Origin of the sequence: Leptospira levettii (assembly GCF_002812085.1) — a bacterium.
GTDB classification, from domain to species: Bacteria; Spirochaetota; Leptospiria; order Leptospirales; family Leptospiraceae; genus Leptospira_A; species Leptospira_A levettii.
The window spans coordinates 67,625-94,164 of the sequence record NZ_NPDM01000005.1 but is presented as its reverse complement, the minus strand read 5'-3'; the positions used below and the strand labels follow the sequence as shown (position 1 = coordinate 94,164).

The 26,540-nt window shown below is 39.7% G+C and carries 25 protein-coding genes; 9 read left to right on the top strand and 16 right to left on the bottom strand.

The features are described from left to right. Positions 1-39: 39 nt before the first annotated feature. Genes CH354_RS14415 through CH354_RS14400 form a run of 4 tightly spaced genes read right to left on the bottom strand, consistent with a single transcriptional unit; the run spans position 40 to position 2,905 of the window. On the bottom strand, positions 40-942 hold the full coding sequence (locus CH354_RS14415) for a DMT family transporter (protein WP_338092391.1): 903 nt from the start codon (positions 940-942) through the stop codon (positions 40-42). 7 nt (positions 943-949) lie between these two features. Next, positions 950-1,432: a DUF2505 family protein gene (locus tag CH354_RS14410; RefSeq protein ID WP_100727997.1), complete on the bottom strand. Its 483-nt coding sequence runs from the start codon at positions 1,430-1,432 to the stop codon at positions 950-952. Continuing rightward, on the bottom strand, positions 1,432-2,178 hold the full coding sequence (locus tag CH354_RS14405; protein ID WP_100727996.1) for a ferritin-like domain-containing protein: 747 nt from the start codon (positions 2,176-2,178) through the stop codon (positions 1,432-1,434). The genes CH354_RS14410 and CH354_RS14405 overlap by 1 nt, the downstream gene beginning before the upstream one ends. Positions 2,179-2,236: 58 nt before the next feature. Continuing rightward, a complete protein-coding gene (locus CH354_RS14400) occupies positions 2,237-2,905 on the bottom strand; it encodes a lysoplasmalogenase (RefSeq protein WP_100727995.1) in 669 nt (222 codons plus the stop codon). 66 nt (positions 2,906-2,971) lie between these two features. Between CH354_RS14400 and CH354_RS14395 the strand changes: the two genes are divergently transcribed. From CH354_RS14395 to meaB, 4 genes are all read left to right on the top strand, one after another. Next, positions 2,972-3,280, top strand: a complete 309-nt coding sequence (locus CH354_RS14395) for a hypothetical protein (protein ID WP_238761418.1) — start codon at positions 2,972-2,974, stop codon at positions 3,278-3,280. Position 3,281: 1 nt separating this feature from the next. After that, on the top strand, positions 3,282-5,102 hold the full coding sequence (locus CH354_RS14390) for a methylmalonyl-CoA mutase family protein (RefSeq protein ID WP_100727994.1): 1,821 nt from the start codon (positions 3,282-3,284) through the stop codon (positions 5,100-5,102). Beyond that, positions 5,095-7,233 carry a methylmalonyl-CoA mutase gene (scpA, locus tag CH354_RS14385; protein ID WP_100715937.1) on the top strand — a complete coding sequence of 713 codons (2,139 nt, stop codon included), beginning with the start codon at positions 5,095-5,097 and terminating at the stop codon, positions 7,231-7,233. Before CH354_RS14390 ends, scpA begins: the two co-directional genes overlap by 8 nt. Positions 7,234-7,379: 146 nt before the next feature. Further along, positions 7,380-8,495, top strand: coding sequence for a methylmalonyl Co-A mutase-associated GTPase MeaB (gene meaB / locus CH354_RS14380; protein WP_100727993.1), 1,116 nt, complete (start codon positions 7,380-7,382; stop codon positions 8,493-8,495). A gap of 289 nt (positions 8,496-8,784) precedes the next feature. Here meaB and CH354_RS14375 read toward each other — a convergent pair whose 3' ends face one another. The 5 genes from CH354_RS14375 to CH354_RS14355 all read right to left on the bottom strand — a co-directional run bounded on the left by CH354_RS14375 (position 8,785) and on the right by CH354_RS14355 (position 16,246). Further along, the gene (locus CH354_RS14375) at positions 8,785-9,447 is read right to left on the bottom strand and encodes a response regulator transcription factor (RefSeq protein WP_100715939.1); all 663 of its coding nucleotides are present in this window, start codon (positions 9,445-9,447) and stop codon (positions 8,785-8,787) included. Continuing rightward, a complete protein-coding gene (locus CH354_RS14370; RefSeq protein ID WP_243396101.1) occupies positions 9,444-10,652 on the bottom strand; it encodes a sensor histidine kinase in 1,209 nt (402 codons plus the stop codon). Before CH354_RS14370 ends, CH354_RS14375 begins: the two co-directional genes overlap by 4 nt. Before the next feature lie 72 nt (positions 10,653-10,724). Then, positions 10,725-11,087, bottom strand: a complete 363-nt coding sequence (locus CH354_RS14365; protein WP_100715941.1) for a PilZ domain-containing protein — start codon at positions 11,085-11,087, stop codon at positions 10,725-10,727. Positions 11,088-11,167: 80 nt separating this feature from the next. Next, positions 11,168-14,371: an efflux RND transporter permease subunit gene (locus tag CH354_RS14360; protein ID WP_100715942.1), complete on the bottom strand. Its 3,204-nt coding sequence runs from the start codon at positions 14,369-14,371 to the stop codon at positions 11,168-11,170. A gap of 12 nt (positions 14,372-14,383) precedes the next feature. Continuing rightward, positions 14,384-16,246 (bottom strand): hypothetical protein, encoded by a 1,863-nt coding sequence (locus CH354_RS14355; protein ID WP_243396100.1) that lies wholly within the window; start codon positions 16,244-16,246, stop codon positions 14,384-14,386. A gap of 124 nt (positions 16,247-16,370) precedes the next feature. Here CH354_RS14355 and CH354_RS14350 point away from each other — a divergent pair, with 124 nt between their 5' ends. The 3 genes from CH354_RS14350 to CH354_RS14340 are packed head-to-tail and all read left to right on the top strand — an operon-like array spanning position 16,371 to position 20,096. Then, complete coding sequence (locus CH354_RS14350) at positions 16,371-17,030, top strand: MotA/TolQ/ExbB proton channel family protein (RefSeq protein WP_100727990.1); 660 nt, start codon at positions 16,371-16,373, stop codon at positions 17,028-17,030. 11 nt (positions 17,031-17,041) lie between these two features. Beyond that, complete coding sequence (locus CH354_RS14345) at positions 17,042-17,683, top strand: energy transducer TonB (RefSeq protein WP_100727989.1); 642 nt, start codon at positions 17,042-17,044, stop codon at positions 17,681-17,683. A 1-nt stretch (position 17,684) separates the two neighbouring features. After that, positions 17,685-20,096, top strand: coding sequence for a fibronectin type III domain-containing protein (locus tag CH354_RS14340; RefSeq protein WP_100727988.1), 2,412 nt, complete (start codon positions 17,685-17,687; stop codon positions 20,094-20,096). A 37-nt stretch (positions 20,097-20,133) separates the two neighbouring features. Here CH354_RS14340 and CH354_RS14335 read toward each other — a convergent pair whose 3' ends face one another. Continuing rightward, positions 20,134-20,541, bottom strand: a complete 408-nt coding sequence (locus tag CH354_RS14335; protein ID WP_100728000.1) for an acyl-CoA thioesterase — start codon at positions 20,539-20,541, stop codon at positions 20,134-20,136. Between the two features lie 122 nt (positions 20,542-20,663). Here CH354_RS14335 and CH354_RS14330 point away from each other — a divergent pair, with 122 nt between their 5' ends. Next, entirely contained in the window at positions 20,664-21,254 is a 591-nt protein-coding gene (locus CH354_RS14330; RefSeq protein ID WP_100727987.1) for a TetR/AcrR family transcriptional regulator, read from the top strand. Here CH354_RS14330 and CH354_RS18550 read toward each other — a convergent pair. From CH354_RS18550 to CH354_RS14315, 3 genes are read right to left on the bottom strand one after another with little or no spacing between them, the layout of a single operon-like run. Continuing rightward, a complete protein-coding gene (locus CH354_RS18550; RefSeq protein ID WP_100727986.1) occupies positions 21,244-21,501 on the bottom strand; it encodes an LA_0364 family Cys-rich lipoprotein in 258 nt (85 codons plus the stop codon). The genes CH354_RS14330 and CH354_RS18550 overlap by 11 nt on opposite strands. Further along, positions 21,498-22,910 carry a UTP--glucose-1-phosphate uridylyltransferase gene (locus CH354_RS14320; protein ID WP_100727985.1) on the bottom strand — a complete coding sequence of 471 codons (1,413 nt, stop codon included), beginning with the start codon at positions 22,908-22,910 and terminating at the stop codon, positions 21,498-21,500. Before CH354_RS14320 ends, CH354_RS18550 begins: the two co-directional genes overlap by 4 nt. Position 22,911: 1 nt before the next feature. Then, entirely contained in the window at positions 22,912-23,277 is a 366-nt protein-coding gene (locus CH354_RS14315; protein ID WP_100727984.1) for a hypothetical protein, read from the bottom strand. A gap of 112 nt (positions 23,278-23,389) precedes the next feature. Here CH354_RS14315 and CH354_RS14310 point away from each other — a divergent pair, with 112 nt between their 5' ends. After that, a complete protein-coding gene (locus CH354_RS14310) occupies positions 23,390-24,265 on the top strand; it encodes an esterase/lipase family protein (RefSeq protein ID WP_100727983.1) in 876 nt (291 codons plus the stop codon). Positions 24,266-24,328: 63 nt separating this feature from the next. Here the strand turns inward: CH354_RS14310 and CH354_RS14305 are convergent, their stop codons facing one another. From CH354_RS14305 to CH354_RS14295, 3 genes are all read right to left on the bottom strand, one after another. Next, positions 24,329-24,772, bottom strand: a complete 444-nt coding sequence (locus tag CH354_RS14305) for a four-helix bundle copper-binding protein (RefSeq protein ID WP_100727982.1) — start codon at positions 24,770-24,772, stop codon at positions 24,329-24,331. Between the two features lie 67 nt (positions 24,773-24,839). After that, entirely contained in the window at positions 24,840-25,217 is a 378-nt protein-coding gene (locus CH354_RS14300) for a hypothetical protein (RefSeq protein WP_100727981.1), read from the bottom strand. A 50-nt stretch (positions 25,218-25,267) separates the two neighbouring features. After that, the gene (locus tag CH354_RS14295; protein WP_100727980.1) at positions 25,268-26,491 is read right to left on the bottom strand and encodes a TraB/GumN family protein; all 1,224 of its coding nucleotides are present in this window, start codon (positions 26,489-26,491) and stop codon (positions 25,268-25,270) included. Positions 26,492-26,540: the final 49 nt, after the last annotated feature.

The following is a 26,540-nucleotide window of genomic DNA, read 5'->3' as shown; positions in this document are numbered from 1 at the left end:
TCAATAACACTCAAACCAATCCCTAAAAAGAAGAAAACTCTACACCAATTTCTCTTTTTCCCGTATCCGAGATTCGTTCTGTTTCCGATACACTTCCATCACTGCACAGAACAAAATTACACCACCACCTAACCATAACCTGTCGGGAGGGACTTCTCCGAGGAAGTACCAAGCCGCCAAACTTCCGTATATTGGACTCAGTGTAGACAAAGTGCCTGCCGTTGTCACAGATAAATTTGACAAACTGCGAATCCATATGGTATGAGCAAGGGAGGTAAAAATTCCCGCAAGGATCACTTGGAAGAGAAGATACTTTGGCTCTGCGAGCATCGGGATAAGCCCGTCAGCAAAAGGCAGTAGAACCAATGATGTTGCAAAGAGTTGGGTGAATAAAATTTGAGAACTGGGGTAATGTACATGCATCTCTTTTGTGAGTAGGTTACGGATCGCATACAAAACAGCTGACACCACTCCCCATACCACTCCTTGGAACATTTGGTTGTCCCAGGACAAATCAGGTACAATGAGAAATAAACCAAAAAGAGAAAAGGAAGCCAAAAACAAGGCAAAAGGTTTCGGTTTATTTCCACCTAATACAGGTTCAAGGATTGCAGAAAACACAGGGTAAGTAAATAGAGACAACATCCCAACGGCCACTGTGGATACTTGGATGGAGTGGAAATAGGTTACCCAATGTAATGCGAACAAAATGCCGATTCCAAATACATAACAAAAATGACGAAAGCTCTCGTAAACGATGGATTTACGACGCAGGAGAAAAAAAAGACCTAAGATGAGGACTGAAAATAAGGCCCGACCTGAGATAATCGTGACAGCAGGGAAAGGGAGGAGTTTGGCAAACAGAGTGACGTTCCCCATAATGAGGATCGTCAAATTGAGTTCTAATACAGAACGTAGGAAAGATGGGGAAGAAGTTTTCACTTCTTCCTTAGGATTCAACCCCTAGAAATTTGGCGATGGATTTTCTGTCCTTCTCCAAACTATGTTTGTGAATTTCTTCGATCGCTTTTTCCACAATGGGAGAAACAAAGAGCAAACTCGAAACTACGTCCACATCATACGAACGTCTCGACTCAGATCCACTTGCTTCGTATTTACTTTTCCCTTTGATCACAAACACATTGTCTTTGCCTGGAGGAGAAATTTTAAACTCATGAGTATTGGTTGTGATGTCAAAGGTAGATTCCTCTAGTAAGGAAAGATCGTTGAGTGCCGCTGATAAAACGGCAGGCATTGATCCTTCTAAACTCACCTTTCGTTTTTGGTGGATGAGGTTCCCTTCTTTTTTTTCTTCGAGTAACGTCACATTCTTTAGATCAGGAAACTGGTCTAGGTGTTTGTACCTCTCCTCTCTTGCATGCAAAAGTTTATCTAAAGGAACTGGGAATGTATGGGTGACTTGGTATTTCACTATTTTTTCTTACCTTTTTTCTTTGCGGGTTTTGCCTTTGGTTTGGCTTTTTTAGGGGAAGGTTTTGCGGCCTTTTTGACTGCTTTTTTCGCCTTCACTTTGTTTTGTGGTTTTGCGACAGGTTTTGCAGAAACCTTTGCCTTGGACGCTGGTTTTGGTTTCGCACTTGGTTTTGATTTCCCTTGTGACTTCGAAGGTTGGTTTACCTGTGCGAGTAAATCTTCATCTTCCCAATAAAAAACTTGGTCTGCTGGAGTGGATTGTTCCATTGCCATTGCTTGGGCTTCCAAAAGAGAATTATTGGATTCATTAAAATTTGCTAATTTTTGAAACAATAAATTGATTTTTGGATCTTGGAATTTCCCTCGGATGGTCGCATAAAAATTGCGGGCATCTTCCCCTTCTCGGATAGCAAGTTCGATTGCTTTTTTTTCGTCGGCTTTTACCTCTGCATTTTTGTTTCGGTCCAAACGGTCCATAATCTTTTGGATCGTAGAAGAATGGAATTTTTCGATTTCCGAAAGTTGTTTGAGGTTTGGAAGTTCTTTCCCTTCAGCACTTTTATAAATATCTTTGATGTATTTGATGTGCTCATCACCATCTAACGCAAGTTGGCTGAAGAGTTCTCTAATTTGACCTTCAGGCAAACTTTCAGATAGTTTAAGATAAAAATTGAAACATTGAACCTCATGTTCAATCGCAGCCGCAACTGCTTCAATAAAGGATGTTTTTTTTAGTGATTTCATAATCCCTTTCCCTGGTTTTGTAAAACCATAAATACGATACTCGTTTGAGCCAAGTGAATCAAGTATTTTTCACTGATTGAACATCTAACTCTTCTGTCTTTGTGGCAGCATAAATCAGCAATTGCGCAAAATAATAGGTGATCATGATACCGAGTGAGGCAACCGAACGATCCATCTCACGGTTGAGAAACATTGAATAGGCGATGATAGAATCCGATAAGATAAAAACAAGCGCCCCAAGCAGACCTAAATAAAATGGTTTTGTAATGGAATTTCTAGCTGCCGCCCTCCATCCCATAAGACAAATTGCTGAAATATAAAATCCAACAGGAATGGTAAGGGCTCCGAGTTTCGGAACTAATACCATAAAAAACGATGACCCAAATAACAAAAAGGGAATCGCAAGAAGTGGTTTGATTTTGGAATCAATGGTGAAGGCATAGGAATAAATCAATTGGGCAATGAGAAAGGATCCAAGCCCAGGGACGAAGTAACCTTCTTTTGGAATGGCCAAAAAACTATCTCCAAATAGAGAAAAAACAAGCCCCACCGCAACCAATTTCCCTCGTTTTTCCAAAGTGGGAAACGAACGAAACAAAGCGACAATCAAGATTAAGATTGGGATAATTTTAGAGGGAAGATAAAACACATCTTCTTTTGTGATCGTAACGATCGCAAGCAGATGTACAATAGAAAAGAGAACAAACAAAACAATTTCTTTAGCCATATTTCTTACTTTACACAGATATCATTCTCGAGATTTCATCAGATGGAAAGCCCGAGTGATCAGCCTATGAAACAAACACGACCCTTGTCTATCCTTTTCTTAATCTGTCTTTTGTGGACACAAACCTTATCTGCAAGAGAAGTCCCATCTGGCGGTGAAATGTTGATAGACCTCATCGTTGCTCGTCCCATGGGACTTGCAGGAACGGTATTAGGAACAGCTGCCTTCATTGTTGCGTCCCCATTCACTCTTCTCTCTGGAACTTTTTTGCAATCTGGAAGAAGATTGGTTGTATACCCTGCAAAATTCACCTTCACACGAGGGTTAGGCGACTTCCCTGGTTATATGGAAGATTACCAAATCGTAGAGGAATAAATTGAACGAATTTTTATTTTCAGATTTCCCTGAAGTATCCACTGAGGATTGGAAAAACCAAATCCTCAAAGACCTCAAAGGCAGTCCTTGGGACAAAGTGACCTGGGAAACCGAAGAAGGTTTTAAAATAGAACCGTTTTATCGCAAAGAAGACCTTCCTGTTCTGCCTAGAGTTTTCAAACGGAACCCAGGATGGAAAGTAACGGAATCAATCACATCTGAATCCGAAACAAAATCTGTAACAGAGAAAGGTGTTGATGCAGCCATCCTCATTTCGCACGAAGAAGCTGGAAAACAATATGGATGTAAAATCTCCTCAACATCTGACTTAGAATCCCTAGCAAAATCTGTGGGTGAGATTCCCCTCATTGTTTCTCTTGCCACTCGAACTCCAAAATTCAGCGACAGTTTCAAAAAACTGACATCTTCGCATAACACGGTACTCGGCGACTTTGATCCGTATGGAACGGCTCTTCTTTGCGGAGAACTTGGTTGTGAAGAAAATAACATTGAAAAAACCTTCCAATCCCTATCAGGAACCAAAGGTTTTTCTGGAGTGGGAATTCATAGTTTATATTTGCGAGATTCTGGAGCATCGATTGGCCAAGAACTTGCTTATTCTCTTTCTTGGGGTGTGGATTACCTAAACCAACATTTGGATGCGGGAGTTTCGATCGAAGAGGCAGCGTCAAACCTTTGGTTTTGGATGGGGATTGGTTCTGATTACTTTACAGAGATCGCCAAATTCCGCGCTATGCGAATCCTTTGGACAGAAATTTTAAATGCTTATAAGCCAGGTCTTGGAGAAACTCTTCCTGCTCTGATTCTAGCACAAACTTCTAGTTTTCAATACACTGCATATGATCCTTATGTGAACATGTTACGTGGGACAACGGCCGCTATGTCTGCCGTGATTGGAGGAGCTGATTTTATCACAGTATCTCCTTTTGATTCTGAATATACCACAAAACAAGAGTTAGGCAAACGAATTGCAAGGAATGCACAACTTTTACTTCGTTATGAATCTTTCCTCGACAAAGTGGAAGACCCAGCGTCTGGTTCGTACTATTTAGAAGTTCTTACGAAAAAACTGGCAGAAACCGCCTGGGAAAAATTCCAAACTGTTGAAAAAGAGGGTGGATTTGGTGCGGCTCTGAAAAAGGGAACCATCCAAAAGGAAATCACAGCAAGAGCTTCCAAAAAACGTGAAACCCTTGCTGCAAAAAAAGAAATATTACTGGGAACAAACCAATACCCACTCCCAACAGAACGGCATGCGGAACTAAAAGAATCAATGGCCGAAACAGAAAAACGTCTTTCTTACACAGACAAGTCAACTTACGAACGTTTGGTGCCACTCAGACTTTCTTACGAATTTGACAAATGGAGGAACAAAACAGACCTCCATGTGGCTTCTGGGAAAAAAGTACCAACGGTATTTTTACTGACCATTGGGGACCTAACGATGCGAAAAGCACGTGCTGGTTTTAGTTCCAACTTCATTGGTTGCCTAGGATACGAAATCATCGACAACCTTGGATTTTCCTCTGTAAAAGAAGGAGTGGCCAAAGCAAAAGAATCGGGAGCTGAGATCGTAGTCCTTTGTTCGTCTGACGAAGAGTATGTGACCTACCTTCCTGAATTTGCAAAGGAAATGGCAGCCCAACTTCCAAACGCTTGGAAACTGCTTGCAGGTTACCCAAAAGACCTGATAAGCCAAGCGGAATCCCTCGGTATCGATGACTTCATCCACATGAAACGTAACCTCGTCGAGTTTATGGAAAAGGCCCAAACCAAATGGATCGGGAAAACAAATGAATAAACCTAATTTTGCCAATACCCCACTTTCTTTTAGCTCCCCAAAACCGGACCCAAAGTCTATCTCACTTTGGCAAACGGCAGAAGGGATCTCCATCCAATCTCGTTACCAATCTAGCGATTTGGAAGGAATGGAACATTTAAACTATGCAGCAGGAATCCCACCTTACCTACGTGGGCCTTATTCCACTATGTATGTAAACAAACCTTGGACCATCCGCCAATACGCAGGATTTTCCACGGCAGAAGAATCAAATGCCTTTTATCGTAGAAACTTAGCGGCAGGACAAAAGGGACTTTCTGTTGCCTTTGACCTTGCCACACACAGAGGGTATGATTCCGACCACGAACGAGTGGTGGGAGACGTGGGAAAAGCGGGAGTTGCGATTGACTCTGTCCTTGACATGAAGATCCTCTTTGACCAAATCCCTCTCGACCAGATGTCGGTTTCCATGACCATGAATGGTGCTGTGATCCCTGTCCTTGCTTTCTACATCGTAGCAGCAGAAGAACAAGGGGTAACAAAGGACAAACTTTCCGGAACCATCCAAAATGATATTCTGAAAGAGTTTATGGTGCGGAACACTTACATCTACCCACCCAAACATTCGATGAAAATCATCGCTGACATTTTTGGTTACACCTCCAAGTACATGCCAAAGTTTAACTCCATCTCAATCTCCGGATACCATATGCAAGAAGCGGGTGCCACTGCCGATTTGGAACTTGCCTATACACTTGCGGATGGTTGGGAATACATCAAAACAGGGATTGCTTCTGGCCTTTCCGTGGATGAATTTGCGCCTCGCCTCTCTTTCTTTTGGGCGATTGGGATGAACCATTTTATGGAAATTGCCAAGATGCGAGCAGGGCGTCTCCTTTGGGCAAAAATCGTTAACCAATTCCAACCCAAGTCGACGAAGTCTCTTGCACTTCGAACCCACTGCCAAACATCGGGTTGGTCTCTCACAGAACAAGACCCATTCAATAACGTGGGAAGGACATGTATTGAAGCCATGGCAGCAGCTCTTGGCCACACACAGTCCCTTCATACGAATGCACTCGATGAAGCAATTGCCCTTCCGACTGACTTTTCAGCACGGATTGCTCGTAACACACAGATTTACTTACAAGAAGAAACCAACATCCACCGAGTCATCGACCCTTGGGGTGGATCCTTTTATGTGGAAAAACTCACAAATGATTTAGTCCACAAAGCATGGGATCTCATCACCGAAGTACAAAAATTAGGTGGTATGGCAGAGGCAATCGAAACGGGAATTCCAAAGATGCGCATCGAAGAAGCATCCGCAAGAAAACAAGCTCGTATCGATTCAGGGAAGGATGTGATTGTGGGAGTCAACCGTTTCCGTTTGGATAAGGAAGCTCCACTTGATATTTTAGACATCGATAACACTGCGGTTCGACTCGCTCAAATCAAAAGACTCGAACAAATGAAAAAAGACCGTGACAACACAGCCGTAGAAGCTGCGTTAAACGCCATTACGAAATGCGCTGAAACTGGGAATGGAAACTTACTCGAACTCGCAGTGGATGCTGCACGCAAACGCGCTTCTCTCGGTGAAATTTCATACGCAATGGAAAAAGTATTCGGGAGGTATAAAGCTGTGATCAGGTCCATCTCGGGAGTGTACTCCTCAGAAATTTCGGAAGACAAAGGTTATATCGAAGCAAGATCTCTAGCAGACGAATTTGCCAAACTCGAAGGCCGTCGCCCAAGGATCATGGTTGCCAAAATGGGACAAGATGGTCATGACCGTGGTGCCAAGGTGATCTCCACCAGTTTTGCCGATATGGGGTTTGACGTTGATATCGGGCCTCTTTTCCAAACCCCTGCGGAAGTCGCCAAACAAGTGGTAGAAAACGACTGCCACATCCTTGGGGTATCTTCGCTTGCAGCAGGGCATAAAACTTTAGTTCCACAAGTGATTGAAGAATTGAAAAAACTCGGCGCAGAAGATGTGCTCGTAGTTGTGGGTGGGGTCATCCCAGCACAAGACTACGACTTCCTCTACAAATCGGGTGCCACAGCGATTTTTGGACCAGGAACCGTGATTTCGGAAGCCGCAAAACAAATCCTCAATTTGTTACTGGGTGAACGAAGAGCTGCCTAACGCTTAATAGCGAAGTTCCGGTAAAAAACTCCGAAGCAAACAACAGACACCGACTGGTCAAACTGGCAGTCGGTGTTCGTTTGGTGTCTTAACAAAACAGGATTCAAAATACAACCGAGACGTTTTTACGCTTCATAGAAAATCAAATGGACCAGGAAAACAAAGACCCACAGAAACCAAATCGTTCGACTGACAAAGGAGTGGCGAAGTCTGCTCTTTCTGTCAATCCTGGTGTTGCGGACGCTCCTGCCATCTCTCCTTATATCAAAGAACAACGAAAATCCTTATCCAAAAAAGAGACCTCGCCAGAATCTCTCGCAGAAGGAATTGTAACGGGAAACCGAACTGCCCTCTCCAAAGCCATCACCCTTGTGGAAAGTAATTTGGAAGAACACAATGACAAAGCCCAAGCCATCTTGGAGCTTGTGATGCCAAAAGTAGGAAACTCCATTCGCATTGGGATTACAGGGGTTCCTGGAGTGGGAAAATCCACTTTCATTGAAAGTTTTGGAAGTTACATCCTCGAACAAAACCGAAAACTCGCAGTACTCGCCATTGACCCGAGTAGCCAGCGCACAAGAGGTTCCATCCTTGGGGATAAAACAAGAATGGAAGTTTTGTCGAAAGCCGAACATGCATTCATACGACCTTCACCTAGCAGTGGTTCGCTTGGGGGAGTCGCGAGGAAAACTCGCGAAAGTATGTATCTTTGTGAGGCTGCTGGATTTGATACCATCATCATTGAAACTGTGGGTGTCGGCCAATCGGAAACCCAAGTCCACTCCATGGTGGATTTCTTTTTGTTACTGATGCTTGCAGGTGCAGGAGACGAACTCCAAGGGATCAAACGGGGGATTATGGAGATGGCAGATCTCATTGCCATCAACAAAGCCGATGGTCCCAATGAAGCGTATGCCTCTCGTGCCCGCGCCGAATATGAATCGGCTCTCCACCTCTTCCCTGCCCCTGAATCCAAATGGACACCTCGTGCCACCACTTGCAGTGGGTTAGGTGGAAAAGGGATCGACGAAATTTGGAAACTCATCCTAGACTACATCTCCACCACAAAATCAAACGGATATTATGTGAAAAATCGCGAAGACCAAACCAAAACTTGGTTTGAAGAATCCTTACGGGAAGCCGTGTTGGATCAGTTTTTTGCAACAGACGGGAAAAAAGAAGCCATAAGCCTGTCTGAATCCAAATTGATGAGTGGGAAATCCACACTCCTTCGAGAAATCAAATCTCTCCTCGGGAAGTAAAAAAAACACCACCGTGACTGATCACGATGGTGTATTATAAAGTTATCATTCATTTAAAGGAAAAGTCCAATGCAAAAGAGGGTGAATTAAAGGATAAAATTCACAAAAAATAGGATGGTGAAATAAACACCGAACCAAAGGAAAAATCGAAAGTAAGTAACAAAAAAGAAGACCAAATCGTTTAAAAAATCCTAAAAGAGAAAAATGCTCTGAATTCGGGTTCTATTATAAGGGAGAATGATAGATTCGTCTATCTACCAAATGGGATAAAAAGAATACCACAAACCAATCAGAAGATACCAAATACCCTCGCCTTTTTTAACATTTGGACCCTGGTATTCACTTGGAGTTTTTTGTAGATGGTTTTGATTTGTTGCCTGACAGTCCCGATGGTTGTTCCAAACAATTGGGCAATTTGTTGGGGAGTATCTCCTTCAATGATGAGTTCTAAAATTTGCCTTTCTCTAGGTGATAAAACTTCTAAACCCAATTCTTTTTCTTTTTTTGGATTGGAACCCAAGGTTGGACTAGTTTCTGGTTTTCGAAATGCTAACAATACTTTTGTGGCGATGGAAGGAGAAATCACACTCCCCCCCTCCAAAATTGTTTGGATGGTTTCCCAAAGGGATTCCAATTCTGACTTCCAGATATAACCTGATGCACCGAGTTTGATCGCGGCAAAGATCACATCATCTGTTTGTAAAGAAGAGATCACAAGACTTTTCCTCACATCAACAGTATGGTATTTTTTTAAAACATCGATACCACTGGCACCTGGAAGACCAATATCAAGAATCAATAAATGTAATTCTTCCTTCGGAGGATTTGAATCGAATGTTTCTGCAGAATTCCAAGTTGTGATAGAAAGTGTATCTCTTGTTTTTAATACAGCAACTAACGATTCTAAATAATCAGGATTGTCTTCAATGATGCCAATATTGATTAGAGTCATAATAGAAATAATGTTTTAGGGATTTCCATTTTGATAGAGTAAGGAGAAGGATGAATCTCTAATTGACCATTGAGGAATTGGATTCTTTGTTCAATCCCTTTTTCTCCGATCCCCAAATTCCAAAATGATTCAGGATTACCAATATTTAGATTCGGAGACTCTGCTTGTGTTTTTTTGTTCTCTGTGGCAAATTCAATGGAGATGGAATTTTCAGTTTCCTCTAAACAACAAATTGTTTTTCCACTGCCATGCCTTAAATCATTGGTACTAATTTCATTAAAGATTTGTAATATATGATGCGCAGTTTCTGGTTCTTTGATTGATACCAAACGGTCCATAAGGGTTTCGCTTTGGATTAAAATTTCCCTACCTAACATTTTATATCTTTTTTTAACAAGGAGTTGGAGACCATCGATTAGAGATTCCTGTAAAATTTCTCTTTGGTCTTCTTCTTTTACTTGGTTCCGTAAGGATTCCAGTGCATCGGAAGAAAGTTCTTTGATTTTATGGATCAAAACAGTTGTAGTTTCTACTGAATGGGACTCCAATGTTTGGCAGAGTAAGACTAAGTCTGTGAGTTTAGAACCCAAACTATCATGGATGTCTTGGAAAAATGTTCTACGTTTTTCTTCGAGTAACATACCACGATACGCTGCGATGTAACGAGTTTGGAACCACCAATGGTTTAAGAAAAAAGAAACTAAAAATAATGGAACCGTTGTAGACATCTCTCTCCATGTTTCTTCAGGTATCAAAGAATCATTTTGGATGAAAACTCGTAATAAATAAATGAAAAACACAAGGGTCCATTCAAAAATAAACTGCCAAACAAGTCCTGGATAAAAAAATGAATTTGTGCCAATGAGAGCGATGATGGTTAACCAATTCCTTGGATCAAAGTAAGGGATTGATGGATCATGAAAGCCAGTTTCGATTTCGATTAAGACTAAGGAAAAAAACAAAATTCGAACGAGTTTAGTAATATTGGCATTCACTGTTCGATAAAACAAAGAGATACCAACTAAACTTAAACTGATGATGAGTTGTGAAAACGAAAGATAACAATTTGTAAGGTCAACTTTGCCCCACTCCAAATAAACGCTATGAGCATACGCAAGGGTATAGGCGAATCCTAAAAAATACAGTTTGTTTAAGATTTCGGAATAAACGGCAATTAATGAAATTGGGTCAAATTGTTTGCCCAAAAGTTTGTGATAGAAAACTCGAATGTTAATAAATCTACCAATTCTTTGTTTGGTAGGGAATGAAGATTTTCATCATACTTCTAGTTTTTTGATATGTTCCAATAGAAGTTTTTTATCATCATCGAAGATTTGGTTGAATTCAAGTCCTACTTCGTAAAAAGCACCTTCACCAAATTCTTCTAATCGAACTACCTTTGCCTTTGGGTACAAAACATATTTTACATCAGGGAATCGTAATTCCAATTCAAGCCTTGTTCCCAATGGCATTGGTTCCTTCGTACGAAAGAGTAACCCACCTTCTGAGATATCTTGTGAGTCCCCTTCCCCTTTGTCACTAGGCAAAAACTGAGCCGAACCAGCACCCGATTGGATCACCCGGTAGGTGAGATGGACTTTTTCAGAGATACGATTGTAAATGCGGCGTTCGCTAGACATGAATGCTAGAGAACACCAAATTCAATGTTTGGGCAAGTTTAAAATGAAAATCTCACCCGTATCTAAGGGTGAGATTTCAGTTATCCCTCTAAATCCTCAGGTCGGATTTCGTAGTCTGGTCGGAAGGCACCTTCAATTTTCTCTCTGAGTCGATCAATGTATCCAAAAACGGCAGGTACCACGATGAGTGTGATGAGTGTCGATAGGATGAGTCCACCAATGATGGCAATCCCCATTGCCGTTCTCGATTTAGAGGCTTCACCAATCCCAAGTGCAATTGGCAATGTCCCTGCAATCATCGCAAGGGATGTCATAAGGATTGGTCTCAATCGTTTTGCACCCGCATCAAAGATAGCATCGTTTCTAGACATACCATGTTCTTTCATGGCAAGCATCGCATGGTCAACAAGTAAGATGGAGTTTTTAGCAACAAGACCCATTAGTAGGATGAGTCCAATCATACTAAATAAGTTTAACATTTCACCAGTTAAAGCGAGTGCAAAAAAGGCACCCGAAATTGCGGGAGGAATGGCAAACAAAATCGTGATCGGTGTGATAAAAGACTCATATAGAGAAGCTAACACAAGATAAATGAAGATAAGCGCCATTCCAAAGGCAAGTACGATGTTTTGTAACAATTCTTTGAAGTCTTCTGATTGTCCCACAAACGAATACGTGATACCAGGAGGTGGTGGCAATTTTTCCTTTAGGATTTTGACTGCAGATTCAGAAGCGGAAGCAATGGCACCACCGGGTGCAAGGTTTGCATTGATAGGAACAACCCTAGATCTGTCTTCACGAATGATCCTTGCTGGGGATGTACTTTCTTTACCATCTGCAATTGCACTTAGTGGAATGAGTTTGTTTTGAATGTTTGGCACTCTTGTTTCATAGAAAGACTTACGTAAATTTCGTTGTTCTTCCTTCAGACGCAACCTAACATCATATTCAATTCCATTTTCAAGGTATTTGGCAACTTCTCCCCCTTCGATGTGGTAACGAAGTTCTGCTCCCATGACACCTGCCACCACACCAACGGTTTGCATTTTTGCACGATCTGGTACCACTTGGAATTCTGGTTTTCCTGTTCTGTACGTTGTGTCCACATCAGTTAAGTCTGGAATTTTCCTAAGTTCATCCATTACCTTAAATGAATAGGTTTCCAAATCTTTTAGATTTTCCCCTTTTAAATTAAGGTTAAATGGATATTGTACCCCACCACCTATCGCAGAATAGTCGTTAACCTTTGGTCTTGCATGTGGATATGCTTTTAGAAAATCTCTGATTTGGTCTTTTACATCTGCTGTTGTACGTTTGCGGTATTCAGAGGGAAGTAAGGCAACACCAATCGTAGCGATATTGGATTCTCCATCACTATTTCCTACTACTGTTGCCAATAATTCTAATTCGGGAACGTTTTTGATGATCTCATTTTGGATTTGTTCTACCACTTCAGAAGTCCCCGTTAAGGAAGTCCCTGGTGCCATCTCCACATTCACCATAAATTCTCCCTGATCGTTTGCAGGAAGGAAGGTCTTTTTCACAAAGGCAAGAGAAAAGATACTTGTGATGAGTGTAAGAATTGTGAGTAAAATGACAGCCCAAGGTTTTTTTAGGGCAAACTTCATAATCACAGCGTACATTCTGTCTAGGAAATCTTGGAACTTATCAAAATAGCGGAGAACAAAATTCTTCTCTTTGTGAATGTCAGTTTTGCCCGCAAAATAAGCAGATAACATTGGTGCAACAGTCAGACCATCAAAAAGAGAAATGATCATGGCAAAGACTACTGTGAGTCCAAACTGTTTGAAAAACTGACCCACAATTCCTGATAAAAATCCAATGGGAAGGAAAACCGCAATCACTGTGAGAGAGGTTCCAATCACCGCCAACGTCACTTCTTCAGTTCCTTTACGGGCGGCAACAATGACCGATTCTCCTTCTTCCAGTTTACGGAAAATATTTTCCCTAACCACAATCGCATCATCCACAAGGAGTCCTACCGCAAGTGATAAGGCAAGAAGTGTCATCACATTCATGGTAAATCCCATGGCATACATGATGATAAAAGCACCTAACATTGAGTTGGGGAGTGCCATACCAGTGATAATGGTAGAACGAACGTTCCCTAGGAAGAGATACACAACTAAAACGGCGAGAAAAATTCCTAAAATAATAGCAAGAGTTACATCTTCAATATTAGCGCGGATCCATTTAGAGCCATCTCGTATGAGGATGACTTTTGGAGTGCCTTTCATATCTTTGATTTGGTCATTGATGGTATTAATTTTTGTTAAGATACCATCGGCTACTTCAACGGTGTTTGCTCCCGATTGTTTGTAAACATCTAAGAAAAGAGCTGTTTTTTGAACTCGCTCTTTTTTCGGTGCTTCGTATTTGAATAATAATTTTCCAATAATAGAAGGTTCTTCGTGTTCTTCTGTTTTGATGGGAGCATACAAAAGACCACGGGTTTGTCGGTCCTGTAATGTATCTTTGACTTGGCCAAGGTCTTTGACAAGTACCCCTCTACCAAATTCACCACCAAACGAAACAACGGTGTTCTCAATTTGGGATAATGATTCGTATTTTGCAACCGTACGGAAAGAAGTTTCTTTTTCTCCACCTTCTACTTTTCCGGCAGGGATGTTCACACCAGAATTTTTGATTTGGTTCCCAATGGCAATGGCAGGTACTTGGTAAGCGTTGATTTTGTTTCGATCAAGTTCGATATGAATCTCACGGCGAGCTCCACCGATAATCTTCACCGCACCAACGTTATTTACCTGTTCTAATTTGGTTTTGATTTTTTCTTTTGCTAAATCGTACAATTCACCTTCTGGTAAATCCGCAAATAAAGAGATTCGCATAATCGGCTGGTCTGAGGGATCAAACCTTTGAACGAGAGGTTCTTTCGATGATTCTGGGAACAGTGGTTTGACCCTTGCTGTTTTATCCCGTACTTGTTGTTCGGCATATTTGATATCGGTGGTCAAACTAAACTCAGCGAATACAAGAGAGATCCCTTCTTGGTTTCGCGAAGTGATCCTTTTGAGTCCTGAGATGGAACTGAGTTCCTCTTCCAAGGGTTTGGAGATGGAAGTCTCAATTTCTTCCGGGCCAGCTCCTGGGTACACAGTGGACACCACAACAAATGGAATGTTAATATCTGGGAATAAATCCACACCGATTCGTTTTAAGGAAATGTATCCTGTGATCACCATGATGATCACGAGGGATGAAATGAAAATGGGGCGTTTGATCGAAAAAGAAGCAATACTCATGAATTTTTATCTCTATTTAAGCAGTTTGTATTCTTGTAAACAAGCGGTACCAGAGCTCTCTCTGTAAGTAGACAGCAATGTTGACTTACTGTTCAACATTTTTGTGCGATTTTCAAATTTTTCTTCAACAAAACTATCAGGGCAAACATCACTTAATAAGAGAACGGAATCAAAATTTGTCCAATCTTTCCATCGGTATTTGTTGTCATTCCGTACCATTCCTACTTTGTAAGTGCGAAGTTTCATCGCTAAGTCAAAATCGGAGGCTAAAACTCGACCATTTGCCTCATATTTTTCCGTAAAATGGAAGGCATTGATGAGGATGTATTTTTTATTAGGAGCCACATGTTCGGCTATTTCTCTTGCTGGTTGGAAATCACTCGCATTCATCCCTCGGTAACAGAACATTTTGGTCTCGTAAAATTTTCCAGAAAGAATCCCTTGTTCATACACAGAATTATAAAATACAAAACTAGTTGTGAGAAGGATCACCGATACGGAAGTAATCCTTTGAAAATTGTGATCAGCTAAATGATAAAGCCTTAAGATCCACAAAAAACCCACAAGTCCAATCGCAGGGATAAACTGGAGAACATGCCTTGGTTGTTTGTTTCCAGTGGTAAGTTCCAAAATTAAAAGTTCTAAGAAGAGAATAAAAGTTCCTGCCACAAGTGGGTCTTTGATTTTATTCCATATTGTTTCTTTGGTACGAACAAAAAAATATAACAAAGACAAGGTGGAAAATAATACCAAAGTTCGAAATCCCCAAATGAAATCAAAAACTCCAGGAACGGATGGATCTTTCCCAGGTTCTGTCCAAAGGGTAAGGAAAAAACTTCTGGTATATGCATTCACAATCATTTGAGCATCGATAAGAGCATTCACTCGATCTGGATTTAAAAATAACCATAAAAATGCAGGGAAAATAGCATAAGCCCAAAGTACAACTGCTGTTTTTGGGAATATTTTTTTCATGGCATCGCGGTTTCGGAATAAATAAAGCGATAGATCAACAAACAATACCAAGGTGATCCCAAACATAAACTGTTTGAAACCCTTTTGATTCAGATTGATTTTGGTGACAACTCGTAACACTGGTAAAGAAAATACCATCAGCACAACAAATACTAAGTATAAAAGTCGAATTCCTTTTGCGTATTGTTTTAAGAGATAGAGGATTACTTCTTTGTATTTGCCCGGGGATCGAATCAGTTCATAAGCAAAACAAGCCATAAAGAATAAAATCCCATAAGGATATTTAGTGAAATAAAAACCAAATAAGGAAACAAAGATCATCCATTTGGTACTGCCATCAATTTCACGTTCTCGGTTGTCTGTATCATACAAACGGTAAATGGCATAAACAGAAAGTAGAAGAAAAAACATCGATTGGGTTTCCAACATAGAAGACAAGGAATATGCAGGCACTTCTACAGTTTGGATGGTAAGGATAAAGATGAGGGATGAAAAAAGTCCTGACCAAAAAAGAGATTTTGACATCCGAAACGATGTATACACCAAACCTGGATACACTAAGATCAAAAAAAATAGTCCAAGAAAACTATCTCGATAGGTTTCATATGCATCAATCGGTAAATACAATGTAACAAATGTTAGCATTGATCGTAATGGAGGCCAGGTGGGGCTTTCCAAAAACGGCATGATACCATAAAACCAATTTCCATTTCGAAAATCGACATATTGGTCAAGGACTTGGTTCAGTCGTATATTTTCATCCCAAGACAAAAAATCTTTGTTGGGACAAATTTGGAGGAAGGCCTCCCAAGATTTTGTAGCATAGAACACGACGAGAAAAACGCCGAAACCGATGAAAAGAACCCCAAAACTGTTCAGAAGAATGTTTTTTGCCTTCATACCAATCCTTGGAATCATTCTTTCTTTGGGGTGGAATTGGGATCAACCGAAGTATTTTTTACGCAAATTTTCTCTTTGATTGTTGTCCAAGGGATTGGATTCTGTCCGTTAGAAGGTTCAAAAAATGCAAGATTTCGTAGACATTGGTGAAAAAATCATCTTTCTCGTGATGTTATTCGCGAGTATCCTCGCCATTGCTGTTTTCATCGAAAGGTTAATTGTTTATAAACGCAATTTTAACAAAGAATCTGAATCACTTCTCGATTCACTCACACTTCTGATTCGCCACCGTGATCTAAAAGGTACGGAAAAATTACTCGAAAGCCATCCTATGGAAAATTCTTACACACGTTTCATTCATTTTGTTTTGGAACGCGAAAAAGAAAACCACAAAGGATTATCGGAACTCATGGAAGGAAAAATTCTAAAAGAACGACTCAGTTTAGAGGAACGACTTCCGATTCTCAACACACTTGGGAACAATACTCCTTTTATCGGGCTTTTGGGAACTGTGCTTGGGGTGATCAAAGCATTCTATGGTTTAGGAACTTTAGGGAATTCTGGTGCAGAAGTGGTGATGCGTAGTATTTCCACTGCCCTACTTGCCACTGCTGCTGGTCTTGCCGTTGCGATTCCAGTTGTAATGGCAAATAACTACTTCACTCGTAAGATGAAATTGGTATTAGGACAATTGGAAATCCTTTCTAAAGAAATCCATGCTAGTTTCATCACTAGCGGAAAACACAACCAATCTTCTAGTTCTACACCTAACATCCACCATTAAATAAGAGTTATATGAAATCATTTACATTGTTTTTACAATACAAACTCAGGCGGTTCGGTCTTTTCCGAGCAAGTTTGTTTGTTTCTGTGAGTTTACATGTAATGTGTTATTTGATATATTTTGTTCTAACTTTGCCAAGTGAAGCTGCCTTTCAAGAAACTTCATTGGAAGATGTGGATGTCTCCTTTGAAGAAATTCCACCAGAACTCATTGGTGGCACATCAAGCCCCGCTCCTGTCGAAAAACAAGAATGGGTGGAAGGATCGAACAAAGATGCCGAAGACAAACCTGATAATTCTGACTTAAACCCAAACCAACTTTCAGGGAATGGTACAGACAAAGATGGATTTTTGTTTTCATTTAATGGTGACAGGCCTCCCACACCCATCATTGATTTTGATTTAAAAGCATATTTCCCTGAAGCAGCCAAATCGGCAAACATTAGCCAAAAGACAGTTGTTGTCATGGTGCAAGTTGACGAACAAGGTGTACTCCAAGGAGTCAAAATTGTTTCGGGACGAGCAGGGTATGGATTCGATGAAGCTGCCATTAGAATCATCCAACGTGCAAGGTTTACACCTGGCTATGACAAAGGAAAACCAACTCGGATGGCACATAGATTGCCCATCAGTTTTGATTTAGAAGAGGATTAAGATGTTTCGGAATACAAAACAAAAAATTGCAATTGGTACTATATTATTTATCATTGGACTAATCGTTGTTAGTTTCCAAACAAAACCGATTACTGGTAAAACAGAAACTAAATCTTCTCTTAAAAAACCAGGACTGACTCCAGACCCATTTGCCTTATACCAAAGTATTCCACCTTACAGTTCTCAGGTTTCCCATTCAGATTTACCTTCCAATATCGACCTAAGTGTCGACTTTCCGGTTCCGATGGACCAAGGTACAGGAAAAGATAACGTAGGTTTTACAGTCGGTTATGGTCTAATTTCGTATTTAGAAGCTCAGAAAAAAGGGATTCGTAATTTATCTGCGATTGGTCCAAATTCTGCCAATGGTCAAAAACTTCTTTATTCAGCAAATTTCATTTATAACCAATTGAACAGTGGGAAAGACCAAGCAGTTTCCTTACTCGATGCCTTGGTTCTTGCAACGAGTAGAGGTTCTGTCCCCATTGAGCTAATGAATGAATCCAGTAATAATCTAAGGGTTCGACCAAAAGCAAACATTGTGGAAATAGGCCGAAAAGCGAGGCTTGGTCGAATTTATAAAATTGAACCTCACGATCTTTCCTCCATAAAACTTGCATTAGCTGAAAAAAAACCAGTTTTGATTGGTTATTTAGTCTATGAAAATTTTCTAAATCCAAAACCAGATGCCGTTTTCCAACAAGGAAGTGGAGAAGTTATAGGAGCCCAATCCCTTGTGATTTTGGGTTATAATGACAAAAAGAAAGCGTTTAAAGTTTGGAATACTTGGGGAACAAATTGGGGGGACCAAGGGTATCTTTGGATTTCTTATGAAAGTTTCCCCAAACACACCAAATCGATTTATGTTGCGAATCCCTCAGAGGGGAACCAACTACTCACAGAATCCAAATTGATGAATGAATTAGAGTCATTGGAATTTGGTGAACATAATTTATTCCCACCAAAAGAAGTGTATGCATCTAGAGGTGATTATTCTGATCGGATTCGAATCTCATGGTCGAGTGAAAAACGAGCCATTGGGTACGAAGTGTACAGAAAACGTAAAATTGATACAAAATACCAACTTGTTGGACTTTCCAAACAACCCTACTTTGATGATTTTGGTGTTCAAAAGAATACTGCCTATCATTACAAAGTAGCAAGCTTAGATGAAAATTATTTATCCAAACCTTCCATTGACTCAAACGATGGATATGCGTCAGAGCCGACAAAACCTGCAGGAATTTTACCTGTTACTAATTTAAGAGCATCTGTTGCACCAACAAATGACCGTATCTTGTTAGAATGGGAAAACCAATCCATCCCAACTACATATGTTGTTTACAAATGGAATGCAATGGCACGGATTTTCCGCTTTTTAGGAAAAACTGAAAAAAATTCTTACACAGATTTAAAAGCTAGTCGTAATGGTGATAACGAAATTTACCAAGTTGTTCCAGAAAGAAACCAACTAGAAGGAGAATCTAGTTATTACGTATCAGCGCATTTAGATCCTTCTGAAGTTTTAAAACCAAGACCTGAACATTTCACCGCTTCCAAAGGTTTGTATCCTGGAGTGACCGTCTTACAATGGGAAGGTTCTCCAAGTGCAACTGCATACCATATCTTTCGAAAAACAAATGGTTCCTGGAAACGCATTGCAAAAACCACAGACCTACTTTACAAAGACGAGGAAACTTCTGGAAAAGAATCTTTTTATGCAGTCACAGCAGAATTCGAAGGGGATTTGTATAGTTTCCCATCTGAACCAGATATCGGATATGCATCACTCATTGCAGGAAGGTCTTTAATTGTAAAGGCTCCGGAACTAACCATTACAGAAAATCGAAAATCGGGAGAACTCTGGTTTAGTTGGAATTTGATTCCAAAGGTCACTTCTTATAAAATTCTCATGAGAAAAAAGAATGAAGAAGATTGGAGTTTGGTTAAAGAAACTTCAGAATCTAATTTTAAATTACAGAATCTTTCCAAAAACGAATTTTACTTTTTTGTAATTCAATCTGTTCAAAAAGGAGTTGGGGAAAGTTTGTATTCTTCACCAGTCACCGCTGTTTTATCGGAAACTGTTCCCGATATTAAAAAAGTAAAAACATTTGGTGAATCCGCCATACAGAAGTTTATCGGGCCTTGGACTGCAATGTATTGGGATGGCAAAAACAAAGTGAAACCAGTTCGATTGACCATCGAAGCCGAAGATGCGGAAGGAAACATTGTTATGAAATGGAATGAAAATCCAATCTTTCGTGGCAAAAATATTGTAGATTCCGATCTAATTGAAGAAAAAGGAAAATGGAAAATTAAACTTTCTCCAAATTATGAATCCTTATCAGGTGAATTTGAAGATAAAGGTTTAGTCCCAGAAAAAAGCCAACTATCATTCATTCGCGAATAAACGATAGACCTTCATATATTTTTGAAAAAAGTTTTCGTTAGGCAGTTGTTAGTTGGTCAAAAAAATGTTTTGGAATTTTCCAAGGTCTTTTTTTGGCAAAATCAAAAAATAATGCGGAAAAGATAGCTTCGCAGACTAGAACACCATCGGAAACTCGATACATATTTTGTAAGACAGTTCCCCTCACAACAGTCATATCCCGAAATCCAGTTTCAATTCGAACCGAATCGGGATGATTCAATGGCTTGTGGTAATTTAACTCGGCTTTTAAGACCACAGGACCGACAAGATTCTCTCTCATCTCTCGAATTGAAAACCCAATCTTCTCTAAAGCCTGCATCCTTGCTTCATCCAAGTAGGCTTGGTACACTCCATTATTGACATGCCCATTGGCATCCAAATGGCTCCATAATACGGGAATTTCAGTTGTATGAGTCACTATCATGATCTTTTCTTTCCTCAGTGTTTCCAAATTTAGACAGAACGATCTGTCTGCCAACAAAAAAACAGACAATTCTGTCTAATTTATGATTCCCAAAATTGCAATTTGAACTCTAGTGGAGACGAATGAAACGTTCGCCTAAAATTAGGATTCTCGAAATTGCCAAAAACAGATTTTACAGGCAAGGGTATCACCACACGGGTATCAACCAAATCATCCGAGAATCTGCGACAGCCAAAGCAAGTTTTTATGATCATTTCCCCTCCAAACAAACTTTAGGTGTTCAAGTCATTAGAGCCTATGGTGTTGATGTGCTTGTATGGTTTCGCAAAATCCTTCGTAATTCCTCTACACCCAATGACTTTATATCGGAAATGTCAAAAGCAATGTTAGACCAAGTCAGAACGAATGATTCCTATTACCAAGGTTGCCCCATTGCCATTTTTTCTAGCCAATTCCCTGTAGGCGAAAAACCATTTAGTGATGAATTCAAGAGGATTGTCATTCGTTGGGAGTCAATTTTAACGTCAGCCATTCAGAAATGGAAATCAAAAGGATGGCTACAAAAAAATACAAAAGAATTAGAATTAGCAAGGGATCTGATCAATCTCTACGAAGGATCTCTTATGAACTGGCGAATTTCTATGAATGAAGATTACATCCTCCGCGCAATGTTACAAATCAAAGAAAGATTCAAAACAGAAATCAAAAAATAGTCCCACTTTCGCAGTTTTTTCGGCAAACTTTTTCTAATCCGAGGCAACTGCTAACGATGGCCGCAAAATCGGCGTTACTATAAGTAGACGCCCCAGTTGATACTCGATAAATTGCATCGTTACGTAAAAAACATTCACCTTCAATTGTGGAACATTTATTCCGCTCATAACATGCGGAACGAAACGAAAATGGTGAACCACAACTGAATAAAAATACGAAAATGAGAGAACCAATCAATCCTTTCATAATGAAATGATTTGATTTTCAAATTCAGTTTTTGATAAAGATGATATTTTTTGAAGAGAACCAGAAACGTTTTGGAATTTTACTTTTCCTTTTATTTTTACTGGAACATCAAACAAAATTTCACCTTCCACAACCAACTCTTCACATTCAACTAAAGATGGTAAGGCGACAAATAAGGCATCAAATTGTTGGATTTTTTTATAGAATTTTTCATCCAAAGAAACAAGAACTTCCCCAAGTCCTTTTTCCTTTCTTTCTTTTGTCATTGTTAACGAATAATCTTCGTTTAACACATAGGCATCCGAACGACGAATCAAATAGTCTTCTGTTTTTTTGACAGGTGCAAATCGATCTCTTGGAATGATGATCCCTTTAAACTTTGAAAAATTACCAACAGCACTTCCCATTGCTGTTTCCAGTTGGATGACATCCTTTCCAGACACTTGTTTTGGATTCACAATGAGAGATAATGAAAAGTTTCCTTTTTGAAATCTTTCTTTGAGTGCACGTAAATTGATCCAAAGATTATTGGTAGAAAAAGTTCTGAATTTTCCAAGCCCACTAAATTCGTGTTCGTGTTCTTTTGGAACTTGAGCAGTCTCCAATAATTCGTATTGAATCATTTTGCCGCCAACTAACTTACGATAAATGGCTCCGCCTTTTTTATCAGCTAATGTTTTTGGTGTCATTTCCATTGCAAAATGGATATCTTCTTTGAGTAAGTAGGATACGATTTGAGGGTCAACTGTTGCGCCCAAATTATCTCCATTGGAAAGGAAGGCAATTTCAAATCCTTTGGAAAGAAGTTCATCTAAAATCCCCTCTTCCATCATGGTAAAATAAATATCTCCATGCCCAGGTGGGCACCAATTTTCCTTTTCTACATTGGTTTTGATAGGAACAAAGGTCTTTGCATCTAATCTTGGAACCTTATGTTGTAAAAAACTGGAACGTAACGATTGTTTGAATCCACTTTGAATTAATTCTTTTTGAGAATCTTCTTGGGTATTATAGGAATCCATAAAAAGTAAAGGAACATCGATACCATATTTGCTTCGAAGGTATTCGATTTGTTTTGCCATCACAGATAAAAAAGACAAATTTCCTTTAATCGGGATAAGAGACTTCGCTTTGTCGAGTCCCATACTTGTCCCAAGACCCCCATTCAACTTGATGACAACAAGTTTCGAAAGAAGAGTGGTATCGAGAGGATAGGAGTCATGGATTGACTCAAGGGAAATTTCATCAGATTTGGGGTCTAAATCTCCTACCTCTTCCCAACGTACGATCCCAGTTTCGCCATTACGGACCGCGTCTACTTTGCTAATAAAGTCAACAATGAACGCATCTGAAAGACCTGCCTGTTTCATGGTCTCGCGGATCAGTTGGTCTACGGTTTCTTTCTCCATTTCATTTCCCTTCGTGTGGTTCCCCTAATTCAATCCGGTGGGGTTCATCAATGATTCCCGGATTCCAGAAAAAAAAGACATGAATATTACGACCTTCCTGTTTTGGAACCGGTGTCGTTTCTTTCCTTTCATACTTTGGCATAAATACTTCGAAATTGTACACCCAATACTTTCCTTTTTTACGTGAAATCTGGCGGATCCCCTGATTCAGAGGGTCCTTCCTTGTGAGTTTTCCATAAGGAAGTGGGTATTTTGTCTCCCAAATTTCTGGGAGTAATTTGGCTGCATCCTCATAGGTCCCAGGATTTGCCGAGAGATAGGAGGGCAAAACCAAAAGGAACAAAAAAAAGCGCACCAAATGTAACATAGCTTACTAAAAGGCAATGCTATGTGGAGTCGGTTAGAGGTCAATTCAGGAATTCTTCCCCTGGAATTGATTTTCCTAGACAAGAATTGTGTCTGATTGAATCATCAAATTCATGTTTCGATTCATGGAATATCTGGAACGATTTTGGGCTCTTGTGTCATTTTACCTGCCTAGTCATTTGTCGATTGATAACAATCAAGATAAAAATATTCTCATTGTGCCTGGGTTTAGAGCTGGTCGTTTTTTTTATGCAAGACTAAAGTCAAATTTAGACAATTTAGGTTTCAAAGTTGGGATTTTGTCTACTTTACGAAACCCCTCTTCATTAGAAGAAGCAATCCAATACTTAGCGAAACAAATTTTAACAGCACCTAACGAAGTCACTTTGATCGCTCATAATACTGGTGGATTATTGGTTTTAATTTTACCTGATGAAGCAAGACGAAAAGTAAAAAGGTTGATCACTCTTGGAACTCCTTTTCATGGATCTGATCGTTTTACCAATACTAGATTTTCGTATTGGGGTTTTGAATCGGATTGGGTAAAAACGAATTATAAAAACGCATTATTTTTTCCACTTTTCCAACCACTCTCTGCCATTGAAGATTTTAGTTTTCCCCCTCAAGAAAGTACTGAGTTTGGACAAGGTCGTGATTTATGGTTTGATATTCCAGGGAATTACAATCTTGTACGCAGGAATGAAAACATCAGAACCTTACGTGAATTTTTAGGAACACCAAAAGATAATATCAATATCACCCCAAGTCCAAAAGCAAATCCTGACTTTGCAGTCCCTAAAAAAATCGAAGTTGATTTTTCTAAATACGAACCTGCTGTTTACAAAAAGAATAAAGAATCCTTAGCGAAAAAGAAATCCTCTTCTAACAAAGAGTTGTCGAAACCGACACCAAAAAAAGCAAAACCAAATCAGAAAGTGAAACAGACTCCAAAACCAAAGGCAAAACCGAAGAAGAAATCCAAACGGTAATCCATAAAAAAAGCTGTCCACCAAACGATGGACAGCCTCTAAAATTAAAGTTCTAATCTAAACTTAGACTTTTTTTAATTCTTTTGCACAAGCAAGACAACTGTCTCTACATTCTTTGCAAACTGCATGGTGATTGGCATGTTTGTCACATTCTTTTGCACACGCTTCACAGACTTCCACACATAAATTTGCTAGTTTCTTCGTAAATGATGAGTTTTGGCTTGCAAGTTTCACAAACGAGTCACAAAGGCTAATCACTTCACGAGTAGAAGTCGCACATGCTGCCATCGCTTTATCACCTTTTCCAAGTTCGGTGATACAATGGCTGAGGCATACTTCCGCTGATAGTTGGCAATGGATTGCCGCCATCATTGCTTTTGCATATTTGGATTTTCCAGCTGTGGGCATAGCACCTGAATGGTCATGGTCTTCTGCGGAAAGTGTTGATAAAATTCCAGAAACAGCCACTGCCATTCCAGCTTTTTGTAATAATTCTTTGCGATTCATATTCTTATCCTTCTAAATTGATTTTTAAACATTCGAAATTGGTTCACCCCATCAAGGTGTGCCTATCTCAAATCAGAAGGTGGATAGTGCGTGTAGGAGTATGAGGAGGGAGTTTGTGTTGTGATCCAGCAATCCAACTCTCCGTTGGATTTGGTTTTAATAAGGAAATAAAAGACCCACGGAAATTTGACCAATCAACAAATGTGACAATGGGTTTACCAAGAGAAAGATCCGAATCAGGAGAAAATTGGAGTGATTCGAATACAATGGGACAATCACAATTGTCTTTTTTGCTAGTTTCACCTGTTTGTGTTTGGTGGCAAGGAGGGAGAGATGATTTTTGAACGATGGATTCAGGGGATAAACAAACCCCAAATAGGGATGATTTGCACCCTAAATAGAGTAAAAACAGCAAAATGAACCCTAAACTTGCCTTCCGTTTCATTGTTGTTTCCTTGTCTTTAGACGAAGAAGCCTTCTGATCAGATTACCAGTTTAAAATAAATTCTTCAAGCCTTTTCCTGCGACAATAAAGGTTCCAATTGTGGATCCAAATTGGGGGAGGAAAAAAACCAAAAAGATATGCAAAACTCGATTTTTCCAAAACCCTTGAAAACTTTCTGAATCTTCTGCAATTCTTTCAAAATCTTCTACAAGTGGTTTTCGTAAATAGGACTCGGATAAGGCACTCACCCAACCTGCTTTAAAAATAGGAACAAAGGTTCCGATAGGTGCCGTAATAAAAGCAAGTAAAATAGAAATGGGATGAGCCCATGCGATGAGTGCTCCGAGAGCAGCAAGTCCGCCTTTGATGTAGATGAGTTTAGAAAACAAATCCAAACCCGCTTCTCCACCTTGGCTCCAAGTGGTATAACCGATTAGACCTGCAAAAAACACGGGGTAAATGATAAGACTCAGACTATCCCAAAGTTTTCGTTTCGGTACTTCATCTAACACAGATAAGTCGTTTTGTAAATCAATATTCCTTTCGATCCCAGCTAGGTGGCCTGCTCCCACAACTGCTACTACTTTTTTTACCTTTTTATCTAGGGTAGAAACGCGGATTTTTTCAGCTAAGTATACATCTCTTTCATCAATGATTACATTTTTGATAGATTCATATTTTTTAGGAATTTGTGAGAACAAGTCTTTTAGGATATCATCCGATTTCATCTCTTCAATTTTTTCGTCACTTACATCTTCTCTGACAAGTAATGACGCAAGTAAGGCACTAAAGAGATACATCTTAGAAAAAAATCCAACATTGCCCCACGAACGTTTGAGAGTGGTTTGGATTTCTCGGTCAACAGGAAGGACTGGTTTTTTAAGAGAACGTCCAAGAGTGATGGCTTTACGCATTTCATCTCCTGGTTTGATGTCTTGGTTTCCCATTTTTTTCTGAAACGAGGAAAGGATGAGGCTCGAAAGTAATAACCACATCTTTCTTTCTTTGAAGACTTTAAAAATATCTAATTTTTTAAGATAATCTGGGTCTTCCACAGACTTCATCCGTGATTCACATAACTCTACACAAATGACATCTGGTTTGATACTTTGGATGAGTTTTTCAACCTCTTCCACACTTTGTTTGGATATGTGGGCAGTTCCTAAAATATGGACTTCTGTTTTGTCAATGTTTTTAAACAGGTAAGGTTCTTTTGTTTTGAAACCTTTTTTGGTAGATTTTCTTGGTGGGGTAGTTTTTTTGATTGAACGCATACTGAGAAGTGACTATCTATTATACCTAAATAACGGTTCCTCTCTCTAG